We start from the raw sequence: 12,171 nt of genomic DNA, 5'->3' as shown, positions 1-12,171 counted from the left end.
GACAAGACCCGCGCCGCTGTCGCAGTGCCCCGTCGCGCCGTAGAATGCGGGATTGCGCCGACCCACCCTTCGCATCATGCGCCTGCGCCACATCGAGATCTTCGAAGCGATCCGCCGCACCGGCTCCCTGACCCAGGCCGCGGCGGCGCTGCACATCACCCAGCCGGCCGCCAGCAAGCTGCTGGCCAGCGCCGAGTCGCAACTGGGCTTCAAGCTGTTCGAGCGCGTCAAGGGCCGTCTGGTGGCCACGCGCGAAGCCGACATCCTCACGCCCGAAGTGGCGCGCCTGAACCAGGACCTGGACAGCGTGCGCAGGCTGGCCGCCAGCCTGCGCGACCGGCCCCACGCGCACCTGCGGCTGGGCTGCGCGCCGGCGCTGGGCCTGGGCCTGCTGCCCGGCGTGGTGCGCGACAGCCGCGAGGCGCAGCCCGGCCTGACCTTCGATATCCACACCTACCACAGCAGCGAGCTGGTGCGCGGCATGCTGACGCGCGAGCTGGACCTGGCGGTGACCTTCGACACCAGCGAGACGCCCGGCCTGACGCGCACCGAACTGGGCCAGACCGAACTGGTGCACCTGGGCCGCGGCCCCGCCGGCGGCCCGCTTGCGCTCGCCGACGTCGCGGGCGACAACCTGATCCTGCTGGACGCCAGCGACGCCGCCGGCGCCCTGCTCCAAATGGCGCTGGACGCGCAGGGCGTGGACCCGCACGCCGCGATCCGGGTGCAGACCCACTACGTCGCCTGCGCGCTGGCGCAGGCCGGGGCCGGCGACGCCATCGTCGACGCCATCACGGCCCAGGCCATGCTGCGACCCGACATGCGCCTGCGGCGATTGTCGCCCACGCTGGGCGTGCCGATCAGCGTGTTGACGCGCAGCCAGGATCCGCTGACGGCCGTGCATCGAGACCTGATCGACCGGTTGCGCGCGGCCTGCGACGCAAGCCAGGCGGCGCTGGAACGCTGACGCCCCTTGGGCGCGGGCCCCGCGCGCAAAGAAAAAAAAGCGCCCCGCGGGGCGCCTTCTCTGCCAGGCCGGCGGCAGGCCGGAGCCCGCGCCGTCAGGCCATCAATCCAGCTTGATGTTCTGCTTCTTCACGACGTCCTTCGCCCAGTCGTACTGTTCCTTGATTTCCTTGGCGAACTCTTCCGGCGTGTTGCCCGAGGGCGCCGAGCCCTGGTCGTCCAGCGCCTTGATGACCTTGGGGTCCTTCAGGGCCACGACGGCGGCGTCGCGCAGCTTGTTCACGACTTCCATCGGGGTGCCCTTGGGCGCCAGCAGGCCGTACCAGACCGGCTGGTTCAGCACGGGGAAGCCGGCTTGCTTGAAGTTCGGCACGCCCTTGAGCGAAGCGATGTCTTCCGGCCAGGCGATCGCCATGGCGTTCAACTTGCCCGCCTGGATCTGCGGCATCGAGGACGGCAGGTTGTCGAAGATGATTTCGATCTGGCCGCCGACGGCGTCGGCCACGGCCGGGCCCGAGCCCTTGTAGGGCACGTGCACGATGTCGGTGCCGGTGGCCATCTTGAACGATTCGCCCATCAGGTGCAGCACGCCGCAAGTGCCCGAGCTGCCGTACGAGTACTTGCCCGGGTTCTTCTTCAGTTCCTCGACGAAGCCCTTGAAGTCCTTGGCCGGGAACTTCGGATTCACGGCGACCACGTTGGCGGTGTTGGCGAAGTTGGTGACCGGCTGGAAGTCCTTGATCGGATCGTAGGGCAGGTCGTTGGGGCGGCACGCAGGATTGACGGCCATGGTCGAGACCGTGGCGATCGACAGCGTGTAGCCGTCCGGCGCGGCGCGCGCGGCTTCGGCCGCGCCGATGGCCCCGCCGGCGCCGCCCTTGTTCTCGACGACCATGGGCTGGCCCAGTTCCTGGCTCATGCGCTGCGTCACCAGGCGCGCGATGATGTCGGTGGAGCCGCCGGGCGCGAACGGGACGATGACGCGGATCGGCTTGTCGGGATACTTGTCGGCGGCATGGGCAACCGAGGCGCCGACCGTGCCGGCAGCCAGCGCGATGGCGATGGCCAGGGAGCGAACTTTAATCATTGGTGTGTTTCCTCCAAATATGCGAGCCCGGGTGTGAACGGACCGTCTTGTGGCGCACTCGTCTGTGGACGAGTCAGCAGTTAGCGTTGGCGGGGCATCGCTTGTTGTGCAGGGCTGAAAGCCGTGCTGTTATGGGTTGCTTGTGGCACACGCGCCCGCCAGAATGACGGAGAATAGCAGCAAATGCTTACAGTCGCATAGCGAGCCGATCCCGCGCGCCCGCGCCAGAAAAAATAGCTTATCCATGTCGGTTGCACTGCTCGTTTTCCCTGATTTCATGCTGGTCGCGCTGGGTTGGGCGCTGCGCCACAAACTCAATTTCTCGCGCGAGTTTTTCGCCGGCGCCGAGCGCCTGGTGTACTTCGTGCTGTTCCCCGCCCTGTTGTTCCAATCCATCCTGCGCACGCCGATCAGCGCCGGCAACGCCGCAATACTGTTGCAGGCGACGGCGGCGGTGATCGTCTCGGGCGTGGCCTTGTCGTGGCTGGCGGGGCTGGCGCTCAGGCCCACGTCGCTGGGGCTGGCGTCATCGGCGCAATGCGGCTTCCGCTTCAACACCTATATCGGACTGGCCCTATCCGCCAGCCTGGGCGGCGCGCAGGGCCAGACGGTGATGGCGCTGATCATCGGTTTCGCCGTGCCGATGGCGAACGTGGCGGCGGTGTACGGCCTGGCGCGCCACAACGGCGGCAATCTGCTGCGCGAGCTGGCGCGCAATCCGCTGGTGGTGTCGACGCTGGCGGGGTTGGCGTGCAACCTCGCGGGACTGCACCTGCCGGGACCGGTGGACACGGTGCTGGCCCGCCTGGGCGCGGCGGCGATCGCGTTGGGGATCCTGTGCGTGGGCGCCAGCCTGGCGTGGGAAGGCGGCAAGGGCTATGGCGGGTTGATCGCGTGGATGCTGGCGGTGAAGCTGGTGGCGTTGCCGCTGGTGGCGCTCGGCGTGGCCAGGTTGCTGGGACTCGCGCCGCTGGAGGCGCGCATGCTGCTGCTGTTCGCGGCGTTGCCCACGGCTTCGGCGGCTTATGTGTTGGCGATGCGGATGGGGGGTGATGGGAGGATGGTGGCGGTGCTCATTTCCCTGGGGACGTTGTTTTCTGCGGTGACGATTCCTGCTTGGTTGTTGTTGACCGGGAATGCTTAGCGGGTTTCGAGGCATGTTGCGCTGCTGGACCTGAAAAAAAAGCCGCCCTACGGGGCGGCTTCGTGTTTGGCGACGGCGGCGTTACTTGCCGGCGTTGGTCATGCTGCCGGGCACGACCCATTCGGCGAACTGGGCTTCGGTGACGTAGCCCAGGGCCAGGGCCGATTCCTTCAGCGACAGGCCTTCCTTGTGCGCCTTCTTGGCGATCTGGGCGGCCTTGTCGTAGCCGATGTGCGGGTTCAGGGCGGTGACCAGCATCAGCGAGCGGTCGACCAGTTCGGCGATGCGCTCGCGGTTGGGCTGGATGCCGGCGGCGCAGTGCTGGTCAAAGCTGGCCATGCCGTCGGTCAGCAGGCGCACCGACTGCAGGAAGTTGTGGATCACCAGGGGCTTGTAGACGTTCAGCTCGAAGTTGCCGCTGGCGCCGCCGATGTTGATGGCGACGTCGTTGCCCATGACCTGGGCGGCCAGCATGGTGATGGCTTCGCACTGGGTCGGGTTGACCTTGCCTGGCATGATGGAGCTGCCGGGTTCGTTTTCGGGGATGCTGATTTCACCCAGGCCGGAACGCGGGCCGCTGGACAGCCAGCGCACGTCGTTGGCTATCTTCATGAGGCCGGCGGCGAGCGACTTGAGGGCGCCGTGGGCGAACAGCAGGGCTTCGTGCGAGGCCAGGGCCTGGAACTTGTTGGGCGCGGAGACGAAGGCGGTTTCGGTGGCGTGGGCCAGTTCGGCCGAGACCTTGGCGGAAAATTGCGGATGGGCGTTCAGGCCGGTGCCGACGGCGGTGCCGCCGATGGCCAGCTGGTGCAGGCCCGGCAGCGTGGCGCGGATCTGCTGTTCGGCCAGGTCGAGCTGGGCGACGTAGCCGGACAGTTCCTGGCCCAGCGTCAGCGGGGTCGCGTCCTGCAAGTGGGTGCGGCCGATCTTGACGATATCGTAGAACTCGGCGCTCTTGGCGGCGAAGGTGGCGCGCAGGGTCTTCAGGGCCGGCAGCAGGTGGTGCTCGACCTGCACGGCGGCAGCCACGTGCATGGCGGTGGGGAAGGTATCGTTGGACGACTGGCCGCGGTTGACGTGGTCGTTGGGGTGCACCTTGCGTTCTTCGCCGCGCACGCCGCCCAGCAATTCGGAGGCGCGGTTGGCCAGCACCTCGTTCATGTTCATGTTGCTCTGCGTGCCCGAGCCGGTCTGCCACACGGACAGCGGGAATTCGTTGGGCCACTTGCCGGCGATGACTTCATCGGCGGCGCGGATGATGCCATCGGCGATCTTGGGATCGAGCTCACCCAGGTCGGCGTTGACCTTGGCGGCCGCACGCTTCAGGCGCGCCATCGCGATGACCAGCGGCTCGGGCATCTTTTCGGTGGAGATCGCGAAAAAATGCAGCGAACGCTGCGTCTGCGCGCCCCAGAGATGATCCTCCGGGACTTCGATGGGGCCAAAGGTGTCTTTTTCGATGCGGGTCTTCATGGCGCTTACTGCTCCGTGGCGGCGTCCGTCGCGGCCGGCGGATTCCGCCTGGCCGGACTTATTTGAGAATAGCAATCACTTATAAGATTAGCAGAAACCCGAATTCCTATAATTGCGTTCGATCCGTGTTCCCATCCAGACCTTTTACCACTCGCCCCCGACCCGCGCCATGTCCGCTCCCCTCAGCAGCCTGACCCTGCACCTGCCCGATGAAGCCGCCACGGAAGCGCTGGCACGCCAGCTCGCGCCTCTTGTCTCGGGTCGTGAAACCGGGCTGGCAGGCGCATGTATCCACCTTCAAGGGGACCTGGGGGCAGGAAAAACGGCCTTCTCCAGGGCATTGTTGCGGGAATGCGGCATCACAGGCCGAATCAAGAGTCCGAGCTACGCGCTGCTTGAATCCTATAAAGTTTCTAACTTATACTTCTATCACCTTGATTTTTATAGATTTAGTGATTCGCGCGAATGGTTGGACGCCGGATTCCGGGATTTGCTGCGTGAGGATGCGGTCGTTTTGATTGAATGGCCGGAACGGGCCGAGGGCCTTTTGCCCCCTCCCGACCTGCAGATTTCCCTGGCATACGCCGGCCAAGGACGCGATGTCACGCTGACCGCGCACACCGCTCGAGGACAAACATGGTTGAACGCGATTGTCCCCCCGCCCGACACGGCGCCCTCCCAGCGGCAGGCGCCACCCGACGTCGCCTGATCAGCGTCGCCGCCACCCTGCTCGTCCTGCCGGTGGTGCCACGGCTGGCGCAGGCCGCCACCATCCTGGCCGTGCGCACCTGGCCGGCCGACGAATACACCCGCGTCACGCTGGAACTGGACAGCGAGCTCAAGGCCGAACAGTTCACCCTGGAAAATCCGCACCGCCTGGTGGTGGATATCGAGGGACTGACCCTGAGCGCGGCGCTCAACGACCTGGTGTCCAAGGTCCGCCCCGACGATCCCTACATCCAGAGCCTGCGCGTGGCGCAGAACCGTCCCAACGTGGTACGGCTGGTGTTCGACCTGAAGCAGGCCGTGGCCCCGCAGGTGTTCACGCTCAAGCCGGTGGCCGACTACCAGTACCGTTTGGTCCTGGACCTGTATCCCAAGATCGCGCAGGATCCGCTGGTCGCCATCCTCAACAAGACCGGTCCCGACGCCGACGATCCGCTGGCGCGCATCCTCGAAGACATCCAGCGCAACCCGGCCACTCGCGCCGACCCGCCTGAACCGCCGCGCGTGCGCGGCCAGCAGCCCGCCGCGCCGCTGCCGGTGCCGAAGTCGCCGCCCGCCTCCGCCGGCCGTGGCAAGCAACGCATGCTGACCATCGCGCTGGATCCCGGCCACGGCGGCGAGGACCCCGGCGCCATCGGCGGCAGCGGCCTGCGTGAAAAAGACGTGGTGCTGCGCATCGCGCGGCGCCTGAAGGCGCTGATCGACGCCCAACCCTACATGCGCGCCTACCTGACGCGCGACGACGACTTCTTCGTGCCGCTGCATGTGCGCGTGCAGAAGGCGCGCCGGGTACACGCCGACCTGTTCGTGTCGATCCACGCCGACGCCTGGATCAAGCCGTCGGCCAACGGCTCGTCGGTGTTCGCGCTGTCGCAGCGCGGCGCCAGCAGCGCCCAGGCGCGCTGGATGGCCGACAAGGAAAACGCGGCCGACCTGATCGGCGGCGTCAACCTGGGCAGCCACGACCGCCAGGTGGCCAAGGTGCTGCTGGACCTGTCCACCACCGCGCAGATCAACGATTCGCTCAAGGTCGGCAATGCCTTCCTGGACGAGATCAAGAAGATCAACCGGCTGCACAAGAACAGCGTCGAGCAGGCCGGCTTTGCCGTGCTGAAGGCGCCGGACATCCCGTCGGTGCTGGTGGAAACCGCCTTCATCAGCAACCCGCAGGAAGAGGCGCTGCTCAAGACCTCGGCGCACCAGGAGAAACTGGCGCAGGCCATGCTGACCGGCATCCAGCGCTACTTCACCGCCAACCCGCCGCTGGCGCGGCTCGGCGACGTCAGCTGAGACTACGCCGGATACGAATAGGGCCATGCCTGCGCATGGCCCTATTCTTTTGCGCCCGCGCCATCAATGCCTTCGGACGATCCGGCTGCGGCTTGAATACGGTGCGGCTATCACAAGCGCCGGGTTACACCATCCTATATACCGGCAGGTGCGAGACTTGTCTCCGGATTTTCAGACGGATCCATACAGATACCGAAAGGCGACCCCGGTAGATTAGCGGCCATCTTTTGGAAAGATCCATGGCCGTCCGCCTGCTATCCGCTCCGCCTTGCGTTCCAGCGCAATCCTGTATTCATCATGCAGGGATTCTGGAACATGAAACGCACGAAAATATCGCTGGCGGCAGCCCTCCTGTTGTCCACAACCTCTTATGGCCAGACCGTCCCGAACGAGGCCACGCCCGGCGAGGCCAGGCACGACGCTCGTGATGGGTTGAAGATTTTTTCGCCGATCACTGTTAGCGCAACCATCAAGCCGGAAGATGTCACCACGCAATCCATTTCCGCCGATGAGCTGAAAAGGACGGGTGGCAACAACTTTGGCACCATCATGCGCTACCAACCGCTGATCAGCGCATCAGGCGTGAACAGCGGGTCCCGCAACGGCAAATCGGGTTTTGACCGTGGCGGTTACAGCAGCTACAACATCCGTGGCCTGGACGGCAACCGGGTGGCGCTGGATGTCAACGGCATCCCCTTGCCGGACGCGACCGGGCGCAGTTACGCGGTCTCCAGCGGTGAAGATACTTTTGGCATTGGCCGCGATTACATCGATCCCTATCTGTACGGCCAGGTGAACATCGCTTCCGGATCACGCCAGAACACGGTCAAGAACGTGGTCGGCGGCTCCGTGTCATTCGTCAGCAAATCACCGGATGCCTATCTCACGGACGGTAAACGCAGCTACCTGGAATACACCGGCGAGTTCGACACGACCGATCATGGCTGGCACAACGGCGTGACCACCGCGTTCGGCAATGACAGCGCCCGGGCATTGTTCGCCTACAGCCGCCGTGATGGCAGGCAGACGCAAAACAACAGCGGCTACCTGGATACTTATCCGATGCGCTGGCATTCCGATGCGGCGCTGATCAATGGCGTGATCGATACCGGCGGCAGCGGCCGGATCATAGGCACCCTGGATTTCTACCGTAAATCCAGCAGGGAGAGCGCGCCCATGTATAAAAAGCTGAACAGCAGCGCCGCCCGCGAGAGCATCGTGGGCTCACACGGGCAGAAGAACTCCACGCAACGCGACTCAATCAGCCTGGCGCACGTATTCACGCCACGAAACAACACCCTGATAGACACGATGGAAAGCAAGGTCTTCTATCAGCGCACGCGCGTTGGCGACGACACGGTGTCAGCACAGGATATCGTCACTTCCTCCAGGTGGAGGTCGACCGGCATGGAGACGGAGAACCCCTTGGAGAATGTTTCGACCTTCTCCAACATGAACACCAAGACTTATGGCCTGCAAAGCGAAATCACCAAGGACTATGGCGCCCAGGCCTTGAATTACGGCATGAATTTCTCGATAACGGATTTTTCCCGGCCGTTTGAACAGGTCGGCGCGGACCATCCCACCTTGCAGCCACAGGGCAACAACAGGACCTATGACACGAATGTGTGGCTGAGCGACACCATCACCATCGGCGCGCTTTCGGTAATGCCGGGCCTGAAATACTCGTGGCACAAAATCAACCCGCAGGGCTTTGAGGCGCCGTCCGACGACAAGGCGCTGGGCGCATTGACGCTGGCGGAAATCAACGAGATACATGGCAAGACGTTTACGGACGGGAAGCTATTGCCTTCGTTGACCGTCATGTATGCGTTCAACCAGGGGTTCAATACCTACCTGCAATACAAACGCGGGGTCTCCTACCCCACCAGCAGCCAGATAGCGGGAATCTGGCTGCACCCCAGGATCGGGCGCGCCTCGCCCGCCATGGTGGGCAATTCCGACCTCAAGTCCGAAACCAGCAACCAGTTTGAATTAGGGGTGGTTGGCAAGGCAGCCCGTGGCCTTACGGTGCGCGGCAATGTCTTCTACAACAGCTACGACAATTTCATCTATAACCGGAAATACGCCTTGAGGGACTACCAGACAGGCGCGCCGAAACCAGGCGTGCAAAGCCTGCTGGCCAGGCTTCCGGCCTCGATCTCCAGCCTCACCATCGCGGAGAACCGCGACAAGGCATACATCTATGGCGCCGAGGTCGTCACCCGGATCGATTATGGCGCGCTGTTCGGCGCCGCCCACGGATTGAGCAGCACTTTTGCCGTGGGATACAACCAGGGCAAATCGAAATCATCGTATTCGGGTGATGGCTGGGTGGAGCTGGACAGCGTGTTGCCTGTCAAGGCCATTGCATCATTGGCGTGGGATGACCCCCAGAACCGCTATGGCGCGAGCCTTACCGCCACCTTCGTCAAGGGCAAGCAAGCCGTCGATCCTGTCCGCCAGAATTTCCCGAACAATGGCAGCCTCTCATTCGAAGAATATTCCGGGAAGTACGAAAAGAACTACCTGCGCGTCCCCGGATACAGCATTTTCGATCTGACGGCCTACTACAACGTGAAGAAGCACCTGACAGTGGCGATGGGAGTCTACAACCTCACCAACCGCAGATACTGGGAATACGCCAGCAATAGAAAAATGACGACGACCTCGGAGCAGGATCTGCGTGATATCGCCCTGGGCGCCGCGCCTGGCAGGACCTACCAGCTAAGCCTCACCGCGATGTTCTGATTCCGTCGTTATCCCTTTTCCGGGGTGGCCAGGCTCGCATCGCCGCGGTCAGCCGCCCCGGCGGGCGCGCAGCAGCTTGAACAACGCCGCGCCCACCACCGGCACGATGGCCGCGGCCAGGCCGATCAGCACGATGGTGTTCAGGTGTTCCTTCACCAGCGGGATGTTGCCGAAGAAATAACCCGCCGCCACCAGGCTCACCACCCACAGCAGGGCTCCCAGGATATTGAACAGCTGGAAGCGCGACAACGGCATGTCGGCCACGCCGGCCACGAACGGCGCGAACGTGCGTACCACGGGGATGAAACGCGACATGACGATGGTCTTGCCGCCGTGCTTTTCGTAGAACGCGTGCGTGCGCATCAGGGCGCCGCGATCCAGGAAGCGCAGGTTCATCGAGAACACGCGCGGCCCGATATAGCGGCCGATGGCGTAGTTCACGCTGTTGCCGGTGATGGCGGCCACGATCAGCAGCGCCCCCAGCAGCACCGGATCCAGGCTGCCGGTGGCGCCGAAGGCGCCGGCGATGAACAGCAGCGAATCGCCCGGCAGGAACGGCAGCACCACCAGCCCGGTTTCCGCGAAAACGATCAGGAACAGCACCAGATAGACCCACACGCCATACTGCTGGACCCAGACGCCGAGGGTCTGGTCGATGTGGAGCACCATTTGGAAAAAATCGAGCATCAATACGTCCCTGGAAGCGGAAGGGGAATAAGGCCACGACTATAGCCCAGCCCATCCAGAGGCTAAAATCCTCCCTATGGCTATACCGGAACACCCCATGACAGAACGCCGCTCCATTCTTGCGCTGCCCGATCTGCTGATCAGCCAGATCGCCGCGGGCGAAGTGATCGAGAGACCCGCCTCGGTGCTCAAGGAAATCCTGGAGAACGCCATCGACGCTGGCGCCCGCGCGATCGAGGTGCGCCTGGAGGGCGGCGGCGTCCGCCGCATTGCCGTGACCGACGACGGCGGCGGCATCCCCCCCGAAGAACTGCCGCTGGCGTTGGCGCGCCACGCCACCAGCAAGATCCGCAACCTGCACGAGCTGGAATCGGTCGCGTCCATGGGGTTCCGCGGCGAGGCGCTGGCCTCGATCGCCTCGGTGGCGCAGGTGTCCATCATCTCGCGCACCCGTGACGGCGAACATGCCTGGCAGATCCAGGCCGGCAACATGCAGGTCACGCCCGCCTCGGGTCCGCCCGGCACCACCGTGGACGTGCGCCAGCTGTTCGACGCGGTGCCGGCGCGGCGCAAGTTCCTGCGCTCGGAAGCCACCGAGTTCGGCCACTGCGTCGACGCCATGGAGCGCATCGCGCTGGCCCATCCGCAGATCGCCTTCCGCCTGTTTCACCACGACCGCGCGCAACGCCAATGGCTGCCGGCCGAACCGCCGCAGCGCATCCGCGACGTGCTGGGCGCGGAGTTCGCCGAGCACGGCCTGCTGCTGTCGCACAGCGTCGGCACGGTCAGCCTGGCCGGCATGATCACCCGCCCCACCGCTGCCCGCGCCCGCGCCGACCGCCAGTACCTGTACGTCAACGGCCGCTACGTGCGCGACCGCACCGTCAGCCACGCGCTGCGCGCCGCCTACGCCGACGTGCTGCATGGCGACCGCCAGCCGGCCTATGTGCTGTTCCTGGACATCGACCCGGCCGCGGTCGACGTCAACGTGCATCCGGCCAAGCACGAGGTGCGCTTTCGCGACAGCGGCGCGGTGCACCGCTTCGTCAACCACGCGGTCAGCCAGACGCTGGCGCAGACCGGCGGATCGTCGGCGGTGGCGCCGGCCGCGGCGACGCGCGATGACGATGATGGATTCGAGACCGTGGCGCCGTCAGCGCCCGCGGCAGCCGGCGGCTTGCCCGCCTCCGCGCCGGCCGACACGCCTCGCCCCGGCTATACCGGCGCCAGCCCGGGCGCCGCGCCCGCCTACGGCCTGCGGCCCTCGCCGGCGCCGCAGCGCCCGCATACACAGGTGCCGTTCCGCCTGCACGCCGAGCCGGCCGGGATTCCCGCCGCCGACTGGCAATCGCTGTATCGCCCGCTGACCGAAGACACCGCCGCGCGCGTCGAGCCGCTGCGCGACGTGGCGGCGCTGGCGCCGCAGGCCGCACCCGCGCCGACGCTGCCGGCCGACGAGGAACACCCCCTCGGCATGGCGCTGGGCCAGTTGCACGGCATCTACATCCTGGCGCAGAACCGCCGCGGCATGGTGCTGGTGGACATGCACGCCGCCCATGAACGGGTGGTCTACGAACAGCTCAAGCAGGCGCTGGACGCGCGCAGCCTGCCGCGCCAGGACCTGCTGGTGCCGGTGGTGTTCCACGCCCAGGAAAAGGACGTGGCGGTGGTCGAGGAATTCGAGGAGCAGCTGGAAGACCTGGGCTTCCAGATGCGACCGTCCGGCCCCACCTCGATCGCGGTGCGCTCGGTGCCGGCGATCCTGGCGCGCGGCGACATCGAGACGCTGGCGCGCGCCGTGCTGCGCGACCTGGCCGGCGTGGGCGTGTCGCGCCTGCTGACCGAACAGCGCAACGAACTGCTCTCGACCATGGCCTGCCACGGTTCGGTGCGCGCCAACCGCAAGCTCACGATCGAAGAGATGAACGGCCTGCTGCGGCAGATGGAAGCCACCGAGCGCGCCGACCAGTGCAACCACGGCCGGCCCACCTGGGTGCAGTGGTCGGTGTCCGACCTGGACAAGCTGTTCCTGCGCGGGCAATAGGTC

At 65.4% G+C, this 12,171-nt stretch carries 9 protein-coding genes; 6 read left to right on the top strand and 3 right to left on the bottom strand.

What is annotated here, in order from left to right; genetic code table 11:
- Nucleotides 1-76: 76 nt before the first annotated feature.
- On the top strand, nucleotides 77-967 hold the full coding sequence (locus AC6CR5_RS25180; protein ID WP_020925051.1) for a LysR family transcriptional regulator: 891 nt from the start codon (nucleotides 77-79) through the stop codon (nucleotides 965-967).
- Between the two features lie 102 nt (nucleotides 968-1,069).
- On the opposite strand, the gene AC6CR5_RS25175 is transcribed toward AC6CR5_RS25180, so the two are convergent.
- Nucleotides 1,070-2,053: a tripartite tricarboxylate transporter substrate binding protein BugE gene (locus AC6CR5_RS25175; RefSeq protein ID WP_006388900.1), complete on the bottom strand. Its 984-nt coding sequence runs from the start codon at nucleotides 2,051-2,053 to the stop codon at nucleotides 1,070-1,072.
- Between the two features lie 244 nt (nucleotides 2,054-2,297).
- On the opposite strand from AC6CR5_RS25175, the gene AC6CR5_RS25170 reads away from it, so the two are divergent.
- Nucleotides 2,298-3,197 (top strand): AEC family transporter, encoded by a 900-nt coding sequence (locus tag AC6CR5_RS25170; protein WP_020925052.1) that lies wholly within the window; start codon nucleotides 2,298-2,300, stop codon nucleotides 3,195-3,197.
- A gap of 81 nt (nucleotides 3,198-3,278) precedes the next feature.
- Here the strand turns inward: AC6CR5_RS25170 and fumC are convergent, their stop codons facing one another.
- The gene (gene fumC / locus AC6CR5_RS25165; protein WP_006388898.1) at nucleotides 3,279-4,670 is read right to left on the bottom strand and encodes a class II fumarate hydratase; all 1,392 of its coding nucleotides are present in this window, start codon (nucleotides 4,668-4,670) and stop codon (nucleotides 3,279-3,281) included.
- Nucleotides 4,671-4,839: 169 nt separating this feature from the next.
- Between fumC and tsaE the strand changes: the two genes are divergently transcribed.
- The 3 genes from tsaE (at nucleotide 4,840) to AC6CR5_RS25150 (ending at nucleotide 9,437) form a co-directional block, all read left to right on the top strand.
- Nucleotides 4,840-5,379, top strand: coding sequence for a tRNA (adenosine(37)-N6)-threonylcarbamoyltransferase complex ATPase subunit type 1 TsaE (gene tsaE, locus AC6CR5_RS25160; RefSeq protein WP_026384412.1), 540 nt, complete (start codon nucleotides 4,840-4,842; stop codon nucleotides 5,377-5,379).
- Nucleotides 5,307-6,686 (top strand): N-acetylmuramoyl-L-alanine amidase, encoded by a 1,380-nt coding sequence (locus tag AC6CR5_RS25155; protein WP_020925054.1) that lies wholly within the window; start codon nucleotides 5,307-5,309, stop codon nucleotides 6,684-6,686. Before tsaE ends, AC6CR5_RS25155 begins: the two co-directional genes overlap by 73 nt.
- 315 nt (nucleotides 6,687-7,001) lie before the next feature.
- Entirely contained in the window at nucleotides 7,002-9,437 is a 2,436-nt protein-coding gene (locus AC6CR5_RS25150; protein ID WP_498085030.1) for a TonB-dependent receptor domain-containing protein, read from the top strand.
- Nucleotides 9,438-9,485: 48 nt separating this feature from the next.
- Here AC6CR5_RS25150 and AC6CR5_RS25145 read toward each other — a convergent pair whose 3' ends face one another.
- Nucleotides 9,486-10,124: a VTT domain-containing protein gene (locus AC6CR5_RS25145; RefSeq protein WP_020925056.1), complete on the bottom strand. Its 639-nt coding sequence runs from the start codon at nucleotides 10,122-10,124 to the stop codon at nucleotides 9,486-9,488.
- A gap of 97 nt (nucleotides 10,125-10,221) precedes the next feature.
- Between AC6CR5_RS25145 and mutL the strand changes: the two genes are divergently transcribed.
- Entirely contained in the window at nucleotides 10,222-12,168 is a 1,947-nt protein-coding gene (mutL, locus tag AC6CR5_RS25140) for a DNA mismatch repair endonuclease MutL (protein WP_437262858.1), read from the top strand.
- Nucleotides 12,169-12,171: the final 3 nt, after the last annotated feature.

This window comes from Achromobacter sp. EG18, assembly GCF_059759395.1.
This window is presented reverse-complemented; position numbering and strand designations above follow the sequence as displayed.